The organism is Roseburia sp. AF20-18LB (assembly GCF_003461185.1).
Lineage (GTDB): Bacteria > Bacillota > Clostridia > Lachnospirales > Lachnospiraceae > Roseburia_C > Roseburia_C amylophila.
Map to the genome: position 1 here is coordinate 919,141 of NZ_QTWP01000001.1, position 23,980 is coordinate 943,120.

Below are 23,980 nucleotides of genomic sequence, written 5' to 3' on the forward strand. Positions count from 1 at the left end.
TCTCTAAGGACGTATGTTTAAAATTTTTTCATATTTTCCGCAGTCTAATATCTCTTCCGTTCCATCCGGCAAAATAAATCTCGCATTTGCATTAAATGGAACTTCTATGTTACAGACTACTTCCTGCTCACTCTTCCAGTTCCATGCACAGACATATTTACCAAATACACTTCTCCAGCTTCCCTCTGCTTTTTTTAATCTTTGATCTGGCATCGGATATATGGTCATCTTTACCGCCTCTCCTATAGACGGATTCAGACCACACATGTATCTGTATATCCATTCTGCAATGCTTCCATATGCATAATGGTTTAAGCTGTTCATACCGGTTCCGCTGATACTTCCATCCTCTTCCAATGAATTCCATCGTTCCCATACCGTTGTTGCACCAAGGTTCACCTCATGCAGCCATCCTGGATAGTCCTCGTTTAAAAGCAGGTCATAAGCAAGCTGATTTTGTCCATTCTCTGACAAAGCCATGCACAGAATTGGTGTTCCAACAAAACCTGTATTTAAATGTCCATTATTTTTCTTAAGTAACTCTGCCAGTTTTGCCGTTATAACTTCTCTTTCTCCCTCTGGATAAAGTTTTAAATAAAGCAAAAGTGCACAAGCGGTTTGTGTGTATTCCAAGCAAAACTTTTTATCTGGAAAGTAATAATTTAAAATTGCATTCCGAATCTCTTTTTCTCTCTCTGCATATACTTTACTTTCCTCTAATCCTAGACTTTCTGCCGCTTCTTTCACCATTTTGGTTGACCAATAATGGTAAACGGATGCGATAAAGCCACTGTCTGTCTTTCCAATCGGATTATTGATATTTCCATTGTCTAATGCCAGCCAGTCTCCCAGCTGCCTGTCATTCTGCCACAGATACGGAATCTCATTCTCTTTTGTTCTCTCATATTCGTAATCCACCCAGGCTTTCATAACAGGATACTGTTCCTCTAACATTGCCTTATCTCCATAAAACTGATAGAGTCTCCATGGAATCAGCGTTGCTGCATCTCCCCATACTGCCGCTCCGGAATCCAGATAGAAAGGATTCGTATGTTCTTCTTTTTTTACCTTTGGTCTTGGAACAAAGAACGGAATAGCTCCATTACATTTTTCCTGCTCAGCCTGCATATTTTTCATATAGTGATGAAAGAAACTTCCGCTATCCATATGAAAACATGCTGTGGATGCAAAAATTCCCGCATCACCTGTCCAGCCCATTCGTTCATCACGCTGCGGACAATCCGTTGGAATATCCAGAAAATTACATTTCTGGGAACGCAGTGTATTTTCTAATAAATGATTTACCTTATCATGATCTGTTGCCACCCAGCCGGTTCTCTCAATATCAGACATAATACGATAAGCAATAAATTTATATTCTTTTTCCGGATTCAGACCTTTTATTTTCACATAGCGAAATCCATAATAGGTAAAATGAGGACGTATGGTTTCTCCTTTTCCCTTCGATACATATGTAAATTCTGCTTTGGCAGTACGGAGATTATCCCTGTAAAATCTGCCCTTTTGCAGAACTTCTCCATACTGCATCATAACTTTCTGACCTGTTTCAAATGCACCAGTTATTTCTACCCAACCGGTGACTGTTTCCCCAAAATCCAGCAAAAGTGCTTCATCTTCCTGTTTTACTGATACCGGTTGAAATTCTTCTACTTTATGAATTCTTGGATTAAATCGTTCCACAAGTGGTCTTGTTTCTTCTATTTCCTCCACGGAAAGCATTTTGTGTTCTAATGTCTCATCAATATGTTCTCCATCATAGATTCCATTTTCACATATGCTGCTTTCTTCTGCCTTCCAGCTGCTGTCTGTTACAATACATTCTTCCTGTCCATTGGCATATCGTATATGTAATTCTCCAATGCACTTCTTCTGATTACCATATAGATTTCTGTAATCACCATCAAATCCAAATCTTCCTTTATACCAGCCTTCGCCTAACAGAACCGCAATTTTATTCTTTCCCTGAGATAACAGTTCTGTAACATCCAGTGTCTGATATTCTAAAAAGCTGTCATAGCAATGATAACCCGGCATAAGAAATTCTCTGCCCGCCTTCTTTTCATTGACATATGCTTCATATAATCCCAGACCACATACATGCCATCTGACAGACTCCGGTTTCTCTTTTAATTCAAACTCTTTATATAAAAGAGGCATTCTCTTTTCATTTTCTTCTGTTCCAATCCATTTTGCGGTCCAGCTTTCCTGCAGTTTTCCCGTTTCAAACCATGCCGGATTACTTTTTGCGCAGTCTCCCTTGTCATCTTTAACTTCTACCTGCCAGTAATATCTGGTTCTTGGTTTTAAGTCGAAGGAAACCAGCATCTGGTTCTCATGATAATTCTCCTGTACTCCGGAATCATATACCAGCTTTTCCATATTGCTGCTCTCTGATACTATAATTCTTGTTTCCACGGCCCATTTTCCACAGACATCCTTTACTTCCCAGGACAAATGGATTTTTGCCAAATTAAAACCTAATGGATTTTTTTTATGATTTACTCTTAATCTGCTGATATACATATAACCGGTTCTCCCTTATGTCTCGTTATTCTTTTAGTAGGAAAGTTCGATTCGTCCACAGAATGGATCTACCGGACTTACTCCTTTAAATCTGCTTTCTCCGGCAATCTTTGCTATTACTGCCTCTAATACATAATCATTATTGGAGTAACAGTTAATATACGTTTTTATCATTGGCACATCCAGTAAATGATATGGATTGGCTACACTGATAAAAATTACCGGTACTTCTTCTGCAAACCACGGAACATTATTTCCCTGTCCCCAGAAGGTATACCAGTTTAACCGGTTGGTGGTCTGATTGCTGGCATTTTCCACATTTCCGATGTAAATTACCATGTCATACTTATCTTTAAAAGCTGTTACATTATCGACACCCTTTTCGAAATCTTCCTTCTCATAGAGGAATACCTGGAAATTTCTCTTTTCCAGTTCTTCTTTTACTTTTCCGACTACTCTTTCATTGGACGGAAAATGTCCTAAAATTTCCAGCAAAATACGCGGTGTCTTCTTCGCACTGATTGGAAGATTCTCTGCAATATCTTTCACCAGTGTAACAGACTGGTCTGCCAGCTCTTTTGCCCACTGTATATGCTCCGTGGTGCGTAAGTTTTTTAATGCTTCCTTTCCAGGAACCAGCTGTCTTTTTATCTTCTTTTCATGTAATCTTAAAGAAGCCTTTAATGCCAGTATGCGTCTGTTTGCATCCAGTAATCTTTCACGGGATAACAGACCATTCTTATAACCATCTAGCATAAACTGATAATCTTCTTTTAAATCTTTATTGAATAAAATCATGTCACAGCCATTTTCTATTGCCATTGGTACCGTTTCACTTCGTTTACCGGCTGCCGTAAATCCGACCATCGGTGTTGCATCTGTAATGACAAGTCCGTTAAATCCTAATTTGTCCCGAAGCAAATTCACCAAAAGCTCTCTGGAAAGAGAAGCCGGAACAATCTTGCCCTTTAACTGTGGATTAAAATGTTCCTGATACGCTGGCATTGCAATATGCCCTGCCATAACAGTTTTGGCACCATCGTCAATCAGCCGCTGATAAATACTTCCATAGGATTTATCCCATTCTTCCATGCTAAGACTATTTACCGATGTCAAAAGATGCTGGTCTCTTTCATCCACACCATCTCCCGGGAAATGCTTAATTGAGACTGCCATATTGCATTCATCTGCTGCACGAAGATACTCCCTTGCATAGGCATAAACCTTCTCCGGATCATCGCCATATGTTCTGACATTGGTAATTGGATTATGATAATTTCTATCTATGTCAACTACCGGTGCAAAAGCCCAGTTAATTCCTAATGCACTTCCTTCTGAGCAGGCAATCTTTCCCAGACGATATGCATATACCGGATCATTTGCAGCTGCACATGCCATCTGTTTTCCATATGCAGTTCCATTGGTAGCCGCTCCATCTCCTCCCGCTTCTAAATTTGATGGAATCAGAAGCGGAATCTTTGTGTGCTCCTGCGCATAGGTAAATGTACTTTGCATCTCTTCTGCCACACCATCCCGGAAAAATAATCCGCCGATATGGAAATGTAATAACATATTCAGATACTCCGGATCCGTTGAATATCCAATCGGGCAGAACAACTGTCCTATCATTTCTTCCAGGCTCATATTTTCCAGCGTATTTTCTACCCAGGCAATGTCTACATCATCTAAATAAAATGGTTTTTCTTTATAATTCATCTCTTTTTCCTTTCATTTAAGGCACAAAAAGAGCAGCCACGGCTGCTCCTTTTCTTAATTAATATTTCTCAGTTCAGCAAAACCGCTCAATGGATATGTTGTCATTTCACATTCGGACGCTTCACCCAATCCTGCACTATCAAAGCCTCCAGCTGTAGCTGCTTTTATTCCTGCCACCGCATCTTCTACAACAAGACACTCCTGTGGTTCTAACTGCAGGTATTCTGCTGCTTTCAAAAATACCTCCGGATCAGGTTTTGATTTTGTAATATTCGTTCCATCACTGATGGCATCGAAATAATTTTCTAATCCTAAATGTTTTAATATTCTCTTTGCATTTTTACTGGATGAACCAATTGCCAGTAAAACTCCCTGTTTCCTTAAATCATCTAAGGTTGTTTTTACTTCTTTTGGCAAATCAGCCGGTGTCATGTCTTCCAGCAATTCCACATACATCTTATTTTTCTGCTCTGCGAAATCTTCTTTCTCTTCTTTGGAATATTTCTTTGTACTTTTCTCTAAAATAATCTCAAGGCTTTCCATCCGGCTTACGCCTCTTAACCGGTTGTTTATGGTTTCATCAAAATATATTCCCAGTTTATCTGCCAGTCTCTTCCATGCCAGATAATGATACTTATCGGTAAAGCAGATTACTCCGTCCAAATCAAAAATGATTCCTTTATATTTCATCTAATTATCCTCTTGTCTTTTTTTCTTCAACTGTTTCTTCAGCATTACAAGCTCAATTACCTTATTCTCGTTATTCAGATAAATCAGGAACAATACCAGGATAACTGCGGTAACAATCTGCTGAATGGATGCATCTACATTTAATCTTGCATACATCAATGATATGAATGCTGTTGTTACTGCTCCTAACAGATAACCAATTTTTTCATTGCAGAACCGTCCGATAAATCCACCGATAAACATCGGTAAGAAAGCTGTAAACATTACTCCAATTGAGCCAAAGTTTAAAGACATCTGAATATTTCCTGTATTTGAAGCACTAATAAATCCAACTACACCCATGAAGCCGCCTGCAATGGTATAACAGATTACTGCATTGGATACTTCATGAATTCCTGTATTAACAGAAACCTTCTGTCCGGATAATAGTGACTTATATTCATAACCAAATTGTGTATAATCAAAAATCGCAATAAATAAAACGAGTCCAATTACAATTACAAGTACATAATTCAAAACACCTGGAAAACTTGTTAATTCTTTATTTGCTACAAATGACACGCCATAACCATCGGTAAGTGCGAATGCCATTCCTTCGTAAAACAGTGTTACTCCCAGTGACACAATAATCGGTGGTAATTTTACAATTACATAAATTGCTCCGGATATCAGTCCAAGCAATGCTCCAGATACAATAGAAATCACGAGCATATATGGTGTTGAAAGTCCATGGGATGAACAAATTGATGCACTGATTACTGATGACAATAACGAAATTGCTCCGATTGAGAAATCAAATCTTCCGGAATTCAGATTCAATGAAAGAGCAAATGTCGTTAACATTACTGTTGCTGTTGCCCGGGAAAACAAAATCCAGTTTCCTTCTGATTCAAAAAATACAACACCATTCCTCTGACATAAGAGTATCATTACGAGCAGTGTCACTACCGGAATACACAAAGTTCCAATTATCTTTTTTAAAATGCTATTTCTTCCTTTACTTTTCATGTTATTTTCCCTCATGTCTTTTCTAAATTCTGCTCCGGAGAATTCCGGAGCAGAACAAAAATTTTATTAATATGTTACTTATTTTGCTTCTTCCTGGATATCTTTAAATCCATAAGCACTTACAAATTTTTCAAATGATGCATAATCTGCTGTAAGAAGTCCATCTAACATACCTTTTGTATATGCAGGGCTGTCTACAGAGCTGTCTACTGCATAGCACTCAGAGAACTCTTCTGGTGAAGTTGCAACCCAGTAACCCTGGCTGAGAGCTAAAGCATTTCCATCTTCTGTACGGATCGGGCTTCCAAGTACTGCACGATAAGTTGCAATAAAGATAGGTCCGATACTTGCTGAGAACTTACCTGCAAGGTAATCAAGCATTCCACCATCCATTGCAGTACCATAGCTTTCTGCATAAGCATCTACGCTGGCAATCTTAACATCTGTGCCTTCAATTGCTGTTCCAAAGAAGTCAGAACCATTTCCAACAGCTAAGATAACCTCTAAGTCAGGAGTCTGTGCCATCTGAGCACATTTTCCAAACCATGCATCATCCATGTCATATCCACCTACATAACCAACGATATTTACATCACCAATTGCTCCGGTTTCAATCTGTCCATCTGCATAAATCTGTCCAATAATTCCAGCTTCATCTGTAGCACCTTTGTAATTAGCATCTGCTCCACCTGCATCTACCATAGCTGCAATCATACCTGCTGCACGATAAATATGCATATCTGTATAATATGGAATTGCTCCACCGAAGATAGCAAAGTTTTTCTTGCCCTGCTCCAGATAGTAATTTGCCATATCATAACCAGTCTGATATTCTACTTCAAGAGATGGCCCGATTGCACCTACATAATGCTCATATCCCTTATAAGTCTCATATTCTTCATCGGTTAAAGTTCCTGTTGCAACTGCATAATACACACCTGCCGCTTCACACTGCTCAATCTGTGCTGCACGGTCAAAGGATGAGAATGAAATAATTGCTTTACAATTATTTGTAATAAAAGTATCAATTGCTGATGTTTCCCCTGCTGCATCCTTTAATTCATCAGAATAAATAAGCTCAACATTGTACTGTTTCTGAATATACTCTGTATAGTATGTCCGGAATGCCAACGCCTCTGCACTTGTTGCATCTGATACAAGAATACCCATTTTAACGGTTTCACTCATATCAAGTTCTGGTGTCTCTTCTTTGCTGCCTGACTGTTCTGTACTTACTACTTCAGAACTGTCATTCTTCTTGTCGCTTCCGCATCCGGTAAAGCATCCTACTACCATGACCGTTGCCAGCAACATTGCTAGAATTTTTTTCATGTTTCTTTCCTCCTGTACATTACATGTTTATGTATAAAGTGACTATCACTTAATACCATATGGATATTATCTTGGTAACATCTTTCCTCTCTGGTCACTGGTTGCCAGGAATACTACCAATATAAATATTGCTGCTTTTACCATCTGTCCAATTCCGGAATTCAGATTAAACATCACCATAATCTGACTGAGCAATGTCATGGAAAAAGCTCCGATTACTGCTGCATAAATTTTACTTCTTGCGCCACCTGATACCGGCATACCACCAAATACAATCGCTATGATGACATCCATTCCTACACTGGATGCAGTATTTCTCGTTAAAGTCGGAGCATAGACAATGGAAAGACATGCGCCAAGTCCAACTCCTATTCCAGACATGATAAATGCTATAATCGACATTTTCTTTACAGAAATACCGCTTAATTTTGCACAAATTGGATTTCCGCCCTGGAATTTCTGCATTCTTCCTACTTTAGTAAAAGAGAATACCAGTAAACATACTAAGAAAAATGCAGCTAATACGAATATTTTAAACTGTGTTGTATTCAGCTTACTGACCGCCATCATTGGCACTCTTATTTCAGAACCTGTTCCATTCATCTTAATCAGAACCAGTACCAGTGCATTCAATACACTTAGCATTGCAATCGTTGTTACGAAAACAGGGAGGTTAAAAATAGATGCCAGTACTGAGTTAAATAGTCCTATAAAGACCGCCACTCCAAGGCAAGCTGCAAACATTATTACCAGGCTCTCTGTTTTGTTATAAACAATCCCTCCTACCAGTGCGCTTACTGCTACAGATGCTCCAAGACTGATATCAAAGGAACCAAGGGTATAAATAAAGATTGCACCTGTTGCTACTACTGCAACCACAACTGACTGGTTGATAATACTTTTCATTCCATATGCAACATTTATATTTTTAGATGTTCCAATGATAAAGAAAGCAACCAGCAATGCCACAAGACCAAATAAAGGGGCAAGGAGCATAACATTTTTTCTTAAATTCTTTGTTTTCATTTCATCCGCCTCCTATATCATGTACTGAATCGCATCTGCTTCTGAAAGCGATTCACTTCTTGGAAATTCATGCATAATCTTTCCATCCTTCATAATCATCAGACGGTCTGACATACCGATCAGTTCTGTTAATTCCTCTGAAATGATAACAATTGATTTTCCTTCTTTTTTCATTTGGTACATCAATTGATACATCGCCTGCTTCACACCAATATCAACGCCTCGCGTCGGGCAGTCCAGAATCAATACATCACTGCCTCGTCCAATCCATTTTCCAAATACAACCTTCTGTTTATTTCCACCGGATAATGCCGAAACATACTGATTTATTCCTGCACATTTAATGCTTAATGTTTCCACCTGTTTCTGAACATATTTCTTTTCATTCCACGGGAAAATCAGGAATCCACCAGTTGTAAACTGGTCCAGTCCGCCAACAGCAATATTATCTTTGATGCTGGCATTCAGGCATAGCGACTCAGTGTCTCTGTCTTTTGCCACATATCCAACCATATGCTTCATTGCATCGGCTTCGTTTTTCAATTTCTTTCCTTTGATTCTTATTTCACCAGACTCCGGTTTTTTATTTCCAAACATGACTTTGCCAAGTGTATGCATTCCACAGTGCGAAAGTCCGCCGATTCCAAGAATCTCTCCTTTATGCAATTGCAGATTAAAATCAATCAGTTTGCCAGTCAGATTTACATCTTTCATTTCTAAGACAACTTCATCTTCGCAGCTTCCATCATAATCACTTCGATAATAGTCGCCTTCCAGCTGCCTTCCAATCATACTTGATTTTATTTTGTCTTCATCAAATTCGCTCTTATCAAAAGTAACTATAATATTTCCATCACGAAGAACCGTCAATGCATCGCATTTTTCCATAATCTCTTCCAAATCATGGGAGATGAAAACCACCGCTTTGTTTTCTTTTTTCATCTGTTCCATAATATTGTAGATAATCTCTCTTCCCTTCTGTGACAATGCAGTTGTAGTCTCATCTACTACCAGCACTTCCGGATGCTTATTCATAATTCTTGCTATCTCAATCAGCTTACGTTCCTGCAAATCAAGGTTTGCTGTCATCTGTTCTGCTCGAATATGGCTGGCACCGATTGCATCTAAGGCTTCCTGTGCTTTCTGATTTAACAGCTTCCTTTTAACCGGTCCCCATTTATGCTTTTCGCCAAAACTCTTAAAAAATTTTGTCTCGCCAAGGAATATATTCTCTGCTACTGTAATTCCCGGCACTGTTCCAGTTTCCTGGACAATCATTCCAATTCCATGTTCCAACGAATACAGCATTGATTCCGGCTTCCATTCTTTGTCATGATATGTCATCGTACCGCTGTCTGCGTTCTGCATTCCTGCAATAATAGATGTAACTGTTGATTTACCAGAACCATTCTCTCCAATAAGTCCGAGAACTCTGCCTGAACAAACCTCTATTGAAACATCCTTTAATGCAACGGTAGAGCCAAATCTTTTATTCATATGTTCTACTTTTACTAAGATTTCCTGCTTCATCCATATGCCCCTTCTCTGTAATCATTGTTTTTGTGAAAATCACTTTTCTTTTGTTGTTAAATCTATTATAATCTATTCAAGTGGTTTTCCAATTGTTTGTAACAACCAATTCTATTTACTTTTTTTGATAGATATATCATTTTCTTTATGTTGTTATTGACTATTTTTGATATTTGAATTGGAGGATTCCATTATGGATCATGAAGCGTTAAGAACAGTAATATATAAATTGAATGAAGATGAGCAGTTTTACAAAAAATATTATTATGCCAAACAGCAGGAGTATTCCCTGCAGGAATTCTTAAGTACTATCAATATAGATGATGTACTGCGCCGGCATCTGCTGGTTCCGGAAATCAAAGAAACCATTCCTCCACGCTTTGAAGATAATTTCTTTTTTGATGCAGGAAACCACGTTTCTATTACTGTAACCAGACATAACCGTTACTCTCCGGCACTTACTCACGACCACACTTTCTTTGAACTCTTATATGTCTATGACGGAAGCTGTTCCCAGAAAATCAGTGACAGTCAGCTCACACTGCGCACCGGAGACCTTTGTATTATTCCACCCGGCATCAAACATTCCGTCAGTGTCTTCGATGACAACAGCGTTATCTTAAATATTTTGATTCGAAAAAGCACTTTACATAATATCTTTTTCAATTTTTTAAATTCACCAAACATCCTGTCCGCTTTCTTTTTAAATAATATCTATTCCGAAAACGGCAACGATTATATTGTATTTCACACCGGCAATGATAATGAAATACGTTCTGGCTTTCTCTGGATGTACTGGGAATCTCTGAACCGCTCCCTTTACTGGGATCAGATGATTTCCTACACACTGATGATAACTTTTGGTCTTTTAATCCGGAATTATGAAAAAAGTTCCGAGCTTCCTACTTTCAACCGTAAATCTGATGTGCAGCGTTTTGCCCTGCTTCAATTCATTCAGGAAAATTATGCAACGGTTACATTAGAGCAGGTTGCCGAAAAATTTCACTATACACCTGAACATGTTTCAAGACTTTTTAAAAGCACTACCGGGAAAACCTTTACCCAGCTGTTACAGCAGGTCCGGATTGAAAAAGCCCAGGTACTTCTTTCTGATACTAATCTTACGGTTGCAGATATTGCTTCCCAGGTGGGTTATGATACAACGGAACATTTTATAAGATTATTTAAGAAAAATCTGAAAATCACACCAACCGAATATAGAAAAAAAGGGATTATCATCTAATCCCTTTTCCTTGCCAGACAACTTTTTTCATGCTATTTTTAATAAAGAATCGAAAGCAGGTGCAATTATGATACAACGTAAAGATTTATTTTCCATTCCTTTTTATAACAAAACACAGTATACCGGAAGCCATCTGGGCATGCGCTACCGCATTGAGAAGCATGTAGAAGACGACTCCACCACACTGCTTGCCACCTGGTGGCCGGGTCCTTATTGCTTTACCGCCACGCCGGATGAGAAAAAAAAGACCAACACCTTCGAATATTCCGACGAAGGCATTGGTCAGGCTTGCGACTGGCTCAATCAGGTCTATGAAGAAAATGCAGACCTCTTTAAAACCGTTCCTATTTAAAATTTACATCTGATGACGCACAATCTTGTACTCATCATATAACTGATAATACGGGCAGGAATTGGTGTTGCCGGTAAGAAATCTTACCATATCATCTTCATCCAGATCCATATCACAGACATAATATTCGTAATCTTCATCATAAACAAAATTTACACAGGTATCACAATTTCCCTGCTCTGCCATAAAATCACCTCTCCTATCTGATGACTTTCTTTGCATTCCGGTTGCAGATCATATCCAGCATATTTTCATCCGGCTCAAAGATAATATCTCCAAGTCCGCTACCGTTCTTATAAATCACTTCATAGGTCTTCGCTCCCGACTGCTTGGAAGAACAATCCTTTACGCTCACCTGATTGTTATTATGATAATTATACAATTCATGTGCAGTTGACGGTGCAATCAGCACAACCTCTTCCATCTCAATCTTTGCAACATTTTTTCTCTTTCTCTTTGCCTTGATGCGTGCAAAGCTAAGTCTTCCTTCAATATAGGTATATTCCCATTCAATCTGTGATGCAATTTTAAGAAGATACCAGAAAACTGCAAAGATAATTGCAGGAACCAGTAAAATTCCTGGATACACAATAATGGAAACCAGTACACAGAAAATCGCCAATGCGATACAAAGATACCTTAAGATTACATTTACAACAGACACCTTCTTATCTACTAAAACTGTGTTTTCAAAAATACTCATACTTCAAACCTCTCAATTTTTCTTTTTGCAGCTGCTTCTCATGCAGATTCTTTTTCATTATATCTCTTTTTCTGCGATTAATCCAGTAGATTATATTTATTTAATAATTATGTTTTTTCCGTGTTTTTCAGTAGATTTTTTCGATTTATTTCGTTACAATAGAGGCAAACAGTCCGGGTGGAGGAAAGAACTATAAGACGAAAACATATTTCAATGTTATTTCAAGCTTCTGCTCCTTTTTATGGAGACAGAATGCGCAGCAGTTCTTAGCTGCCTTTGTTTTCTGATTGCAGGCTGTCTTTCCGTTGCTTTCACCGGATAGCGGTACTGTCCGTTGCATGCGGATGCGACAGAAAGCCTGCAAGGGGCACCAAGAATTTCAAAAAGGCTAATCGTTCATCTGGCAACCGGTGCAAATTCACATCCATGTTCAGATTGCACCTTGCTGGCACGTCCTGTGCCAGCATTGCCGGTTGCTAGATGAAATTCCAAGTGTCCCTATCAGCCTTTCTCATGCATCCGCATTGCAGCGAACCGTGCCGCTATACTGTGAAACATTGGAAAGACCGGCTGAATAACAAAAGAAAACAAAGCAGCTTAGTTCTGCAGCATTCTGTATCAAAAATAGCCGAAGCCTGAAATGACATTTACAATTGTTTTCCTGTTTTTTTCTCCCCCGCCACCCGGACAGATTACACGATAAAGGAGATCTCTATGAAAGCATATCATTTAAATAAAGATGCCCTCACCCCAATGTCGGTGGGTGTACAGAAGGAATGGGTTCTGACCAATGGAATCGGCGGCTATGCCGGCAGTTCTGTAACCGGTGCTCATGCAAGAAAGCACCATGGCTATCTGATTGCCAGCCTGCACCCGCCGGTAGAACGTTTCGTCATTCTCTCCAAAATCAACGAGTGTCTGATTCGTTCTTCCGAGAAAATAGATTTTACCGTAGAACAGTATCTTGCCGGTGATGGCAGCACTGCTTACCGTGAAGGTATTGAATACCTTAATTCCTTTACTTATGACGGGCTGGTACATTTTACCACCAAAGCTCCGGAATTTACCATGACAAAGACTCTCGCCTTTGAACACGGCAAGAATACTATTGCAGTTTCCTATGATATCCAGAATGATGGAGAGGCTGCTACACTGGTGCTGACTCCGCTCTTTAATTACCGGGTACACCATGATGCTTCTACCGTAGACACTTTAAAATTCGATACTACTTATGAGCAGCCGGAAATCAGACTGGTTCCGCAGCAGAATAAAGATGTCACCATCCGTCTTTTTACCGATGACGGAACCGTTGTTCCATGTGAAGAAAAATATACCACCGGAATGCAGTTACAAAAAGAACTGGATGTAGAATCCGATGCTTTAGATGATAACTACACGCCATACCAGATTGAATTTCCGCTGGACGCCGGATGCCGCAAGAAAATATCTATCGTCTGCACCATTGAAGATGCTTATGAAAAGGATGCTTTTGCCACTGCTGCCGCAGAAATGGCACGTTTTAATGCGTTAGAGAAAAAAGCTGGCTACCATGATGAACTGGCAGAGACTCTGACCATTGCCGCTGACCATTTTCTTGCATACCGGCAGTCTACCGGACTGATGACTGTTCTTGCCGGACTTCCTTGGTTTACCGACTGGGGCCGGGATACCATGATTGCCCTCACCGGCTTAACTCTGTCTACCGGGCGCTATCAGGATGCCAGAGACATCCTGACCACATTTGCCCGCTATGTCCACCATGGCATGGTACCAAATATGTTCCCGGATGAAGGAAGCGCCCCATTGTATAACACTGCGGATGCTTCCATGTGGTATTTCTATGCAGTTGGAAAATATCTCGATTATACCGGCACTCCGGAAGATTATGCTTTTGTGCAGGAAACCATTTATCCGAAATTAAAAGAAATTATTGCAGCTTATGAGCACGGAACAGATTTCTCCATCTATATGGAAGAAGATGGACTTATCCATGCCGGAAGCGGTCTCGACCAGGTAACCTGGATGGATGTCCGTGTGGGCGACTGGGTTGCTACACCACGGCACGGCAAGCCGGTAGAAATCAATGCGCTCTGGTATCATGCACTCTGCCTGATGGAGGAATGGGCAACGCGTTTTGGAGAAGACGGCTCCCACTATGCAGCTCTTGCTGCGCATGCAAAGGAATCTTTCACAAAAGAATTCTGGAATGAAAAAGATGGATGTCTCTATGATGTGGTAGACGGACTGGAAGGTGATGCCACCCTTCGTCCAAATCAGATTTATGCCGTTTCCCTGCCACACCGCATGTTAGATGCAGACAAAGAAAAGGAGATTGTAGATAAGGTTTACGAGAAACTATATGCTAAAACCGGTCTTCGTTCCTTAAGCCCTGATGATAAGGAATACCATCCGACCTATGAAGGCTGTCTTGATAAACGTGACCATGCTTACCATCAGGGTACTTCCTGGGGTTTCCTCTTAGGCGGTTTTCTGACTGCTTATGTGCATGTCTATGGAACTTCCAAAGAAGTCATCAAACAGGCCGATGCCATGTTAGATGCCACCAGAGAGCAGTTCTATCACGGCTGTATTGGTTCTATTGCAGAAATCTTTGACGGAGATGAACCGCACACCTCCCGCGGCTGCTATGCCCAGGCATGGAGTGTCGGAGAAATTCTCCGGGCATATACGGAGGATATTCTGCCATATAAATAAATCATTTTTATACCAACAGAACCGGCCACCGGCAGTTTCTTACGGATGAAAAAAGAGGCTTGAAACCAAGCCTCTTTTTTCATTCCCGTGCAATGCCCATATCTCTATGCCGGAATCTGCTCCTTCAGCCATTTCTTTTCTTCTTCAGAAAGGAAGTCTGCAATCGTATCGCAGACATACTGCTGATACTTCCGAAGCAGTGCCTTTTCCCGGCTGTCTAATTCTTCCCAGTCAATAGCCTCCAGATCAAATGGTGCAACGGTCAATGTTTCAAATTCCATGAACTGTCCATATTCCGTTTTCTCCGCTTTCTTACAAAGCAACAGATTCTCAAGGCGGATGCCGTATTTTCCTTCCAGATACAGTCCCGGTTCATCTGAAGTAATCATACCTTCTTCCATGATGGTTCCGGTACCGCACCGTTCCCGGTAACGAAATGCATTCGGTCCTTCATGCACATTTAGCAAATAGCCAACGCCATGACCTGTTCCGTGGTTATAATCAAGCCCCATGTGCCACAACGGTTCCCTTGCCAGATAGTCAAGATTGACTCCCGTACAGCCATATTTAAATTTTGCATCCGAAAGATTCAGATTTCCTCGTAATACGGCAGTATAATGCTTCTTCTCCTCTGAGCTTAATGCTCCAAGGGCAATGGTTCTTGTCACATCCGTTGTGCCATCCAGATACTGTCCGCCGGTATCCAGCAGCAGAAAGCTTTTGTTATCCAGTGGAATATTGCTCTTCCCATCCGGCTCATAATGCACAATAGCTCCATGGGCACCATATGCAGCAATTGGTGCAAAACTCTGTCCCAGATAACCTTCTCCCTGCCTCCGGAATTCTTCTAATTTAGCGCATACCGTAAGCTCCGTTATCTGCCGCTTATCTTTCACATGCTTTAACCAGTAGATAAGTTTTGTTAAAGCAATGCCATCCTTCTTATGTGCCAGCCGCTCATGCTCCATTTCGGTGGCATTTTTCACTGCCTTCATAAGCTCAATCGGGCTGTTCTTCTTTACCTTATGTGCCTCTTTTGGAATGGCATCATACAGTGCATAATTTGTCATACTCTCGTCTATAAGAATGCTTTTGTCTGCCGGAATTTTCTTTACGTCCGTATAAATCTGTTCATATCTGTAAATAAAGATTTTTTCAGCGGAAAGGCTTTCCTTTAAGTCAGCCGGCACACTCATTTCATTTACATACCAGCGGATTTCATCCGGTGCAATCAGCACATAAGATAATGCCACCGGATTGTATGCAATATCATTTCCACGGATATTAAAAAGCCATGCGATTTCATCCAGAGACGGAATTAAAAAGTAATCCGCCTTGCAATCCACCATTGCTTTTCGTACCCCCGCCACCTTATCCTTCCGGCTCTCACCTGCATATTCCACGCCAAGCTCCCAGATTGGATCACAGGATAATGCAGGACGATTCACCCAGATTTCGCCTACGACATCACGGTCTGGAGCAAATGTAATCTTTTTCTCCCGCAATTTTTCTTTTAAACTCTTTGCCATGCCGGTACTTACGGTTCTTCCATCAAACCCCAATACGGTGCCATCTTCCATTTTTTCTTCCAGAAAAGTGCCAATATCCACTACTCCCGGCTGTCCGCTCCGGAATAACATAATGCCGGTGCCGGCAAGCTGTTCTTCTGCCTGGATAAAATATCTTCCGTCTGTCCAGAGTCCTGCCATATCTTCAGTAATTACCAGTGTTCCTGCCGAACCGTTAAATCCGGAAATATATTCACGGCATTTAAAATATTCTCCTACATATTCTGATGCATGGAAATCATCGGAAACAATGAGATATGCCGCCATGCCGTATTCTTTCATCTTCTGTCTTAATTCCATCAATTCTTCTTTCAAATCTATCACCTCTATGTTATGCTATAATGAATGCAAGCGGGTCAATTACAGTATAGCATCCGTTATTATGAACGGAAAGGAATTCTTTTATGTTTCGCCTGATTGGAAAAATACTTTTCTTTTTCATAAGATTTATTATACATCTTCCGTTCGCCGTATTCCATGGACTGCGGCATTTCTTTTTTGGTGTCAATTTTGACAAAATGAATGGCTACGAATTTGAAGAATATGCTGCCGGATATTTAAAACGCAACGGATATTCAAAGGTTACTGTCACCAAAGCTTCCAGAGATTTTGGTGTGGATTTAATTGCAAAAAAACACCGGACTACCTATGCAGTCCAGTGCAAATTATATCAGGGCAAAGTAGGAAACAGTGCCGTACAGGAAGCCGTTGCCGGCAAATCCTATTATGATTGTGATGAAGCGATCGTCATTACCAACAGCGTTTTCTATCCCGGTGCCATTGCCCTTGCCGAAGCCAATGATGTCATTCTCATTGACGGCACCCAGTTAAACCATCGCAGCTTCCGCTGGGGCAGATTCTTCCAGCTTCTCCTATTTCTTCTGCTGTGTGGATTGCTGATTTTTTGCATCCTATCTCCGGAATCTGCACTAATCTGATATTCAAAAGAAGTATTTCATCTTAATGATTCTATATACAAATACCATCCTTACCGGCTCAATCTACCTGCCGGTAAGGATGGTATTCTTATTTATTATACCGTTGTATTTACTCCGTTTACATTGGCATGTTCGTCTTCTGCCATTGGAATTACCAGACATTTTTGTCCGTTGATAACCTCGGACTTAATCTGTGAAACTTTTTCCGGTTTTACACGAAGCACAACATCATAGGTCTTAACTACTTCGTCTGCTTCTTCCTCGATCTGTTTCTCTTTTAACTGCTGCTGCAGCACTTCAACCTGGGCTACCAGCTCCTTTTCCTTCTGAATCTGCTCATTGGCAGCCAGTGCTTTGCTGTCTACTACATTTTCTGCCAGTGGTGCTTCTTCTGCAAATTCCTCTGCGCAGGTCTTTCCAATCTTTTCTGCCTTTTCCGGTGCAACGCCGCTTTCTTCCATAACATTGGTCAAAAGCTCCGGTGTCAGAATTACCGGGTCTTCTTCCAGTTCTGCTTTCTCTTCTACCAGATCATTTAAGTTCTGCTGAATCTCCATCAGCACTTCACCGCTCTTTTCCACATCATCGCCATATGCCTGTTTGACGATAGAATGGAAGGTCATCTTCTGCTCCGTTGCAGTGCGTCTTGCGCCACAGCCTAATCCCAACTCCATAAATTCCGCATGCGGTGCCTTGGTATCCTTAGTATAGAACATCAGGGAATGAATATCTGTACTGCGGTCGGTAAATGCCGGGAATAAGAAACCGCTGTCCGGTATGCTTACCACCCAGTCACGGATTCTTGGTCCGATACGGTTTTCATCTTCTCTGTAACCCAGTCCCGGTTTGGATAACTGTACCGGACAGATTGCACACAGAAGGTATTCAAACACTTCTTCTGATTCATCCAGTGCATTATTGTCCGTGGTCTTGGTCATGACATCATAAGCATCATGGAACAGCAAAATCAGATAGTTGCCTGTATAGTCATAGCTTTCGATGACCATATCATAAAAACGGTCTAATAACTCCGGATTTTTTAATTTACTTTCTCTTAAACCTAATAGAAACTGTTGTCGTCCACCTGCTGCTTCTTCCTCCAGTGGAAAATTCAATTCCAAAAGATTATTTCCAATGGTTCCTGATAAGGTTTTCTTGGCAATCTCTAAATATTTATAAAATTCTTCATCTTCCAGATTTAAAAATGTCTCACTTAAATCAACTACCTTATTCTTACCGGCATCTACATAACAGCCACACAATCTGGTAAAGGTACAATTTTCTTTTGTAAAACGTCTCTTTAACTCTGCCACACCTTTTTTATCCATACTATGAATCTACTCCTTTACTACCTTTCTTTTATTTCTTATGTTCGCAAATCAGACTTTTATAGAACATCGAATGTGCCTTGGCACATTCCCGCGCCTGCGGCGGTCGCTTGCGACATCTACCTTATACGCCGCAGTGCGCATCCTCGCGGAGCGTTTTTGACTTTACAGGAAAGCAATTTCCTGTAAAGTCAAAAAAAAGCAAGATAAATTTCTTGCTTTTTGAAAGAGCGATAGACGGGGCTCGAACCCGCGGTCTCGACCTTGGCAAGGTCGCGCGTTACCAACTACGCCACTATCGCATATGCAACTATAGTCTGCAAAGCGGGTGATGGGAATCGAACCCACGTATCCAGCTTGGAAGGCTGGTGTTCTACCATTGAACTACACCCGTAGTTCATTGCCCTTCGGCAATGCCCAGTTCCGGAATCGAACCAGAGACACGAGGATTTTCAGTCCTCTGCTCTACCAACTGAGCTAACTGGGCTTGTGCTGTAAAGCACTCACAGCACTGATTATTTTATCGGAAAAAGCAGGGGTTGTCAAGACAATTTTCCTGCTTTTTTCATTTTTATTCCGGTGGCACGATAACTCTGTTCCGGTTTTATGCATTTCGGCTTTATTCTACTGTAATAAGCGCCATGGAATAAGATGGCAGTGTCAGTTCATTATTATCCAGCGTGATTATATCTTCTCCAGTCAGAAGCATTCCACCGATAATACCTTCTCCGCCTAAATCTACACCTGAAATGTCAACCTTCTGGGTTTCCTGGGAAAGGTTAAATACCAGTAATGTGGTTTTACCATCATATGTCTTGGTAATTGCTGCTATATTCTTATCAGAAAGATTCTCTACATTTGCAGCGATACCACGGGCGATTTCCGGATAACGGTTTCTCAGGCGGATTGCCTGTTTGAAATAATTATAAATGGAATCCGGGTCATCCTGCTGGTCTTCCAAGCTTCCATTTGTCATCTTAATGCTTTCCATTCCATCCGGCCCTTTACACATACCCTCTGCAGATGTATCTGAGGACCACTGCATTGGTGCACGCTTGTTTTCATCTTTTCCAGAGCCTTTCATACCAATTTCTTCCCCATAATAAAGAAATACATTGCCGCTCATCATAAGATTCATGGCTCCGGCAGTCTTAATCTGTGCAGCCTTATACTCGCCGCTATAGTATCCGGCACCTCTTGCCATATCATGATTTGTATAAAACGGTGCATCAATATAATTTTCATTATACTGGCTTAAAAGCTCATCCATTTTGCCGCAGACATTGGCATATCCTTTTGCTCCGGACTCTGAGCTTCCTTTTACTGCATTGGCAATAATCCCATCGCCATCTCCAAAATCAAAATTGAATACACTATCAATTCCACTTTCCAGATATTTTGCATATGTCTCACGATCCGTCCAGACCTCTGCCACGATATAGGAATTCTCATCTTTTGCCTTTACCATATCATTAAACCATTTTAAGACTTCCACATTTTCTGTGGTATTATCTGAAAAATATTCTTTGGCACCATCCATACGGAAACCATCTATCCCAAGATCCATCCAGAAGGATGTAATCTCATCAAATTCAGCTCTCACCGCTTCACAGTCAAGGTTCAAATCCGGCATTTCACTCCAGAATTTTCCTTCATAATACCAATTGCTGCTGCCAGCTTTATAATACACACTGCTTAACTGATCTGTTGTAAAGTTATAATAATCTACATACGGACAAACGCTGCTATCCGGCTGCTGCCCGTCACTTAATCCCTCCAGATATTCCACCGCCTGTGTAAACCATGGGTGCTTGGACGATGTATGGTTAATCGGGAAATCAATAATCACACGGATTCCGCGCTTGTGGCATGCTTCGATTAACTGTTTGAAATCATCTATAGTTCCATACTGCTCATCAATATTTTCATAATCAGAAATGTCATATTTATGATAGGTCGGTGATGGCATGATCGGCATCAGCCAGATTCCATTACAGCCAAGATCTGTATCTGTACTGTCATCTCCATCATTGATATAATCCAGTTTATCAATTAATCCCTGGATATCTCCGATTCCATCTCCATCACTGTCATAAAAGCTATATAAAAACACTTCATAATAGGTGCGGTATTTATCATCAATGATATTCAGTTCTCCTGCATTTGCCTTTGCCATAGCAGAGTCTTCCACACTTGCGGTCTTTTCAGTTTCTGTCGCCGCAGCAGTCTCTGTTCCCGCAGCATTGTTATCCTGTCTGCCGCCACAGCCGGCACCTATAGTTCCAAGGGTAAGGCACAGTGCAAGAAGTAACGCCTGTAGTCTTTTTTTCATATGATTCTCCTTTTCTTCTCTTTCTTATTTCGTTGAAATGAAGGGGTGATGTAAATGCGATGCTTTTGTTCTGCATTTGAAATAACGTTATTTTCCAGACAGAATGCTCCAATTCTAACCAGCACATTTTTCTTTTCTTATTATCATCTGTCTTTCCAATATTTGACAGAATGCAAGTGGTTGTCCGGCTGAATGCGGATACCATTTTGTGACTGGTTAGGGGCGCTTGGAATTTCATCTGGCAACCGGCAACGTTGGCACAGGACGTGCCAACGAGGCGCAACTGGAACACGGATGTGACTTTGCGCCGGTTGCCGGAATAGATGTAATGTAGATTGAAATTCTTAGCGCCCCTTACCGGTTGCATGAGGTATCCGTATCAGCCGGACACCCACTGCATCCAGTCAAAGCAGTGGCAAGACATCTGAAAATCAGAAAAATGTACTGCCAAGAATTGAGACACATTCTGTCTGAATGAAAATACCTGTTATTTCAAACACAGAACAAATATCCTTCGCAATCTTCCACACCCTTCATTATCAACTGATATAACAAAGAGAGGCAAAAAACTGCCTCTCTTTTAAACATTTTAAACGACTGTAAAATTTAGCCTTTTACTGCTCCACTCATTCCTTCTACATAGAATTTCTGTGTAAACATAAAGAGGATAGCAATCGGAATTGATACTACTACAGCACCTGCTGCAAAACATGTATACCAGCTGTTGATATACTCTTTCTCTAACATCTTCCATAAACCGATTGATACGGTAAACTGGTCTGCATTTGCACCACAGATAACCTTTGCAAATACGAAGTCAATCCATGGTCCCATGAAGGAAGTCAGGATGGTATATACAATAATTGGTTTACTAAGCGGAATGGTAATCTTAGTAAATACCTGCCATCTGCTTGCTCCATCGATGATTGCTGCCTCATCTAAGGACTTTGGAATGGTATCAAAGAATCCCTTTGCTACATAGAATCCAACACCACTACCTGCGGAGAATACAATAATCAACGCAATACGAATCATGGATCCTTCGGATAATCCCAGTGCCTTTAAGATAAAGTATACCGCAATCATGGACATGAAGGATGGGAACAGACCTAAAATCATTGCAATATTCATAAACGGTTTTCTCATTTTAAAACGCATTCTTGACATACAGTATGAAACTGAAAGTACAAAGATGGTTGAAATGATACAGGTAAAGATTGCAATAATCAGTGTATTCATGAACATCTTAGGGAAGTTCAGGATACTTGTATCTGTAAATATTTTAATATAATTGTCAAAAGTATAACTCTTCGGGAAGAAGGTCTCAACATAAGAACCTTTCTCCGCACGGAAGCTTGTAAGTACTACCCAGAATACCGGAAGTACCCAGATAAATGCTAATACTGCAAGAAATATATGAACCAAAACATTTACAAGTGTTTTACGTACTTTTGCGCCAGATGTGGCTGTTTTCTGCTTACTCATTACATGAATCCCTCCTCATCTTTGTAGGATGTGGTATTTCGATAAGTAACCAGGGCAACAATAGCCAATACCACGAATGTCATAATACCAATAACGGCACCCAGGTTATAATATTTCTTATCAACAGTCAACTTATACAACCAGGTAACCAGAAGGTCTGTCTTTCCTGCGGTTGCATCCACCGGCGTAGGATTTCCTCCGGACAGAAGGTAAATAACATTGAAGTTGTTGATGTTTCCTGTAAACTGCGTAATTAAGTACGGTGTCATTACGAATAACATATATGGCAGAGTAATTTTGAAGAAAGTCTGGACAGCGTTAGCACCGTCAATCTTTGCTGCTTCGTATAACTCAGCCGGAATGTTCTGTAAAATACCGGTTACCTGAAGAATCGTATATGGAATACCTACCCACAGGTTGATTACAATAACGGTAACTCTCGCCCAGATTGCCTTGGTAAAGAATGGCAATGCAGTGTCGATAATACCATATTTCATAAGCAGCGTGTTAACAATACCGGTTGGCTGTAACATACTTCTCATAATCAGAAGGGAAACGAACTGTGGTACTGCGATAGATAATACAAAGCAGAATCTCCAGAATCCCTTTGCCCTTGTTTCTTTCCGGTTGATAATGATTGCAAGAATCATACCAAAAATATAGTTTAATGCTGTTGCAAACACAGCCCAGATCAGGGTCCATCCTAATACGGAATAGAACTGTTTTCCAATACTGTCTCCAACATTCAATATTTTCTTAAAGGTAGCAAATCCAACCCAGTCGAATAACACTAAGTGTTCTCCAGACGTACTGTAGTTGGTAAATGCCATTGTAATATTGTAAATCAATGGAAGAACAGTAAAGAGCAAAATTCCCGTCAGTGGGAGTGCCAACAGCAATTTATGTAAATTTTGATCAAACAAACTCTTGAAGTCTTCTTTAAATGTGTTTAAATGCTTACCTGCTTTTGCCAGCAGTTCTGATTTATATGAACTTTTTACTGCTTCCCTCCATACAATGATAAACATGAAGGTAAGATATAATGTTGCAACTCCATAAAGTAAGATAAGCTGTGAATTATCACCAGCCTGATATTCATAAATACTCTTTGCATCATTCCATACCTTTTCCTGCTCTCTCCATCCAAGTGATGGCAGCATGGAAACTGCATAGAATCCATAAGAAATCATGTAATAAAGATACACAACCTCAATTGCCAAAAACATAAGACCTTTTACAATCTGTTTATGTGCAATATTGCCCAAGCCCATGATTAACATGGAGAGCTTAGTAATTACATTTCCCTTAACTAACGCACCAGTAACGGTATATGGTGTCTGAAACTCTTTTACTTTTTTCTTTTTCGTAGCAGCCTTCTTCACGCTATGGGCCTCCTATACTCTCTATAGTAAGACATCCAGGGTACCGTTTCCGGTATCCTGGAGTCCCCGGTTCTTTTCCAAACCGCTT

At 40.5% G+C, this 23,980-nt stretch carries 18 protein-coding genes and 3 tRNA genes; 4 read left to right on the forward strand and 17 right to left on the reverse strand.

Features of this window, described 5'->3' with window-relative positions; translation table 11 throughout:
- Positions 1 to 3: 3 nt before the first annotated feature.
- From DWX65_RS04390 to DWX65_RS04420, 7 genes are all read right to left on the reverse strand, one after another.
- A complete protein-coding gene (locus DWX65_RS04390; RefSeq protein WP_118057072.1) occupies positions 4 to 2,544 on the reverse strand; it encodes an alpha-L-rhamnosidase in 2,541 nt (846 codons plus the stop codon).
- A gap of 33 nt (positions 2,545 to 2,577) precedes the next feature.
- Positions 2,578 to 4,260 (reverse strand): glycoside hydrolase family 3 protein, encoded by a 1,683-nt coding sequence (locus tag DWX65_RS04395; protein WP_022242961.1) that lies wholly within the window; start codon positions 4,258 to 4,260, stop codon positions 2,578 to 2,580.
- Positions 4,261 to 4,314: 54 nt separating this feature from the next.
- The gene (pgmB, locus tag DWX65_RS04400; RefSeq protein ID WP_117697681.1) at positions 4,315 to 4,950 is read right to left on the reverse strand and encodes a beta-phosphoglucomutase; all 636 of its coding nucleotides are present in this window, start codon (positions 4,948 to 4,950) and stop codon (positions 4,315 to 4,317) included.
- Positions 4,951 to 5,958: an ABC transporter permease gene (locus DWX65_RS04405; RefSeq protein ID WP_118057071.1), complete on the reverse strand. Its 1,008-nt coding sequence runs from the start codon at positions 5,956 to 5,958 to the stop codon at positions 4,951 to 4,953.
- A gap of 78 nt (positions 5,959 to 6,036) precedes the next feature.
- Positions 6,037 to 7,290 (reverse strand): sugar ABC transporter substrate-binding protein, encoded by a 1,254-nt coding sequence (locus tag DWX65_RS04410; RefSeq protein WP_118057070.1) that lies wholly within the window; start codon positions 7,288 to 7,290, stop codon positions 6,037 to 6,039.
- A gap of 66 nt (positions 7,291 to 7,356) precedes the next feature.
- Complete coding sequence (locus DWX65_RS04415; RefSeq protein ID WP_242988749.1) at positions 7,357 to 8,316, reverse strand: ABC transporter permease; 960 nt, start codon at positions 8,314 to 8,316, stop codon at positions 7,357 to 7,359.
- A 12-nt stretch (positions 8,317 to 8,328) separates the two neighbouring features.
- Positions 8,329 to 9,846 carry a sugar ABC transporter ATP-binding protein gene (locus DWX65_RS04420; RefSeq protein ID WP_118057069.1) on the reverse strand — a complete coding sequence of 506 codons (1,518 nt, stop codon included), beginning with the start codon at positions 9,844 to 9,846 and terminating at the stop codon, positions 8,329 to 8,331.
- Between the two features lie 193 nt (positions 9,847 to 10,039).
- On the opposite strand from DWX65_RS04420, the gene DWX65_RS04425 reads away from it, so the two are divergent.
- Positions 10,040 to 11,089: an AraC family transcriptional regulator gene (locus DWX65_RS04425; protein ID WP_118057068.1), complete on the forward strand. Its 1,050-nt coding sequence runs from the start codon at positions 10,040 to 10,042 to the stop codon at positions 11,087 to 11,089.
- Between the two features lie 67 nt (positions 11,090 to 11,156).
- Complete coding sequence (locus tag DWX65_RS04430) at positions 11,157 to 11,441, forward strand: GNAT family acetyltransferase (RefSeq protein WP_117841623.1); 285 nt, start codon at positions 11,157 to 11,159, stop codon at positions 11,439 to 11,441.
- Positions 11,442 to 11,444: 3 nt separating this feature from the next.
- Here the strand turns inward: DWX65_RS04430 and DWX65_RS04435 are convergent, their stop codons facing one another.
- Both DWX65_RS04435 and DWX65_RS04440 read right to left on the reverse strand, forming a co-directional pair.
- Complete coding sequence (locus DWX65_RS04435) at positions 11,445 to 11,627, reverse strand: DUF6472 family protein (RefSeq protein ID WP_117697689.1); 183 nt, start codon at positions 11,625 to 11,627, stop codon at positions 11,445 to 11,447.
- A 13-nt stretch (positions 11,628 to 11,640) separates the two neighbouring features.
- Positions 11,641 to 12,144 carry a hypothetical protein gene (locus tag DWX65_RS04440; protein WP_117841622.1) on the reverse strand — a complete coding sequence of 168 codons (504 nt, stop codon included), beginning with the start codon at positions 12,142 to 12,144 and terminating at the stop codon, positions 11,641 to 11,643.
- Positions 12,145 to 12,858: 714 nt separating this feature from the next.
- On the opposite strand from DWX65_RS04440, the gene DWX65_RS04445 reads away from it, so the two are divergent.
- A complete protein-coding gene (locus tag DWX65_RS04445; protein WP_242988748.1) occupies positions 12,859 to 14,859 on the forward strand; it encodes an amylo-alpha-1,6-glucosidase in 2,001 nt (666 codons plus the stop codon).
- Between the two features lie 104 nt (positions 14,860 to 14,963).
- Here the strand turns inward: DWX65_RS04445 and DWX65_RS04450 are convergent, their stop codons facing one another.
- On the reverse strand, positions 14,964 to 16,751 hold the full coding sequence (locus DWX65_RS04450) for an aminopeptidase P family protein (RefSeq protein ID WP_334294267.1): 1,788 nt from the start codon (positions 16,749 to 16,751) through the stop codon (positions 14,964 to 14,966).
- 194 nt (positions 16,752 to 16,945) lie between these two features.
- On the opposite strand from DWX65_RS04450, the gene DWX65_RS04455 reads away from it, so the two are divergent.
- Complete coding sequence (locus tag DWX65_RS04455; protein ID WP_158564695.1) at positions 16,946 to 17,365, forward strand: restriction endonuclease; 420 nt, start codon at positions 16,946 to 16,948, stop codon at positions 17,363 to 17,365.
- A 95-nt stretch (positions 17,366 to 17,460) separates the two neighbouring features.
- On the opposite strand, the gene DWX65_RS04460 is transcribed toward DWX65_RS04455, so the two are convergent.
- The 7 genes from DWX65_RS04460 to DWX65_RS04490 form a co-directional block, all read right to left on the reverse strand.
- The gene (locus tag DWX65_RS04460) at positions 17,461 to 18,693 is read right to left on the reverse strand and encodes a DUF4317 domain-containing protein (RefSeq protein WP_118172877.1); all 1,233 of its coding nucleotides are present in this window, start codon (positions 18,691 to 18,693) and stop codon (positions 17,461 to 17,463) included.
- 229 nt (positions 18,694 to 18,922) lie between these two features.
- Positions 18,923 to 18,995: transfer RNA gene (locus DWX65_RS04465), tRNA-Gly, on the reverse strand.
- Positions 18,996 to 19,016: 21 nt separating this feature from the next.
- A tRNA-Gly gene (locus DWX65_RS04470) sits at positions 19,017 to 19,086 on the reverse strand.
- 21 nt (positions 19,087 to 19,107) lie between these two features.
- Positions 19,108 to 19,180 (reverse strand) — tRNA-Phe (locus DWX65_RS04475).
- Positions 19,181 to 19,312: 132 nt separating this feature from the next.
- Positions 19,313 to 21,025 (reverse strand): alpha-amylase family glycosyl hydrolase, encoded by a 1,713-nt coding sequence (locus tag DWX65_RS04480; RefSeq protein ID WP_118172878.1) that lies wholly within the window; start codon positions 21,023 to 21,025, stop codon positions 19,313 to 19,315.
- 606 nt (positions 21,026 to 21,631) lie between these two features.
- A complete protein-coding gene (locus tag DWX65_RS04485; protein ID WP_117947131.1) occupies positions 21,632 to 22,510 on the reverse strand; it encodes a sugar ABC transporter permease in 879 nt (292 codons plus the stop codon).
- Positions 22,510 to 23,892: a carbohydrate ABC transporter permease gene (locus DWX65_RS04490; RefSeq protein WP_117947132.1), complete on the reverse strand. Its 1,383-nt coding sequence runs from the start codon at positions 23,890 to 23,892 to the stop codon at positions 22,510 to 22,512. Before DWX65_RS04490 ends, DWX65_RS04485 begins: the two co-directional genes overlap by 1 nt.
- Positions 23,893 to 23,980 lie beyond the last annotated feature (88 nt).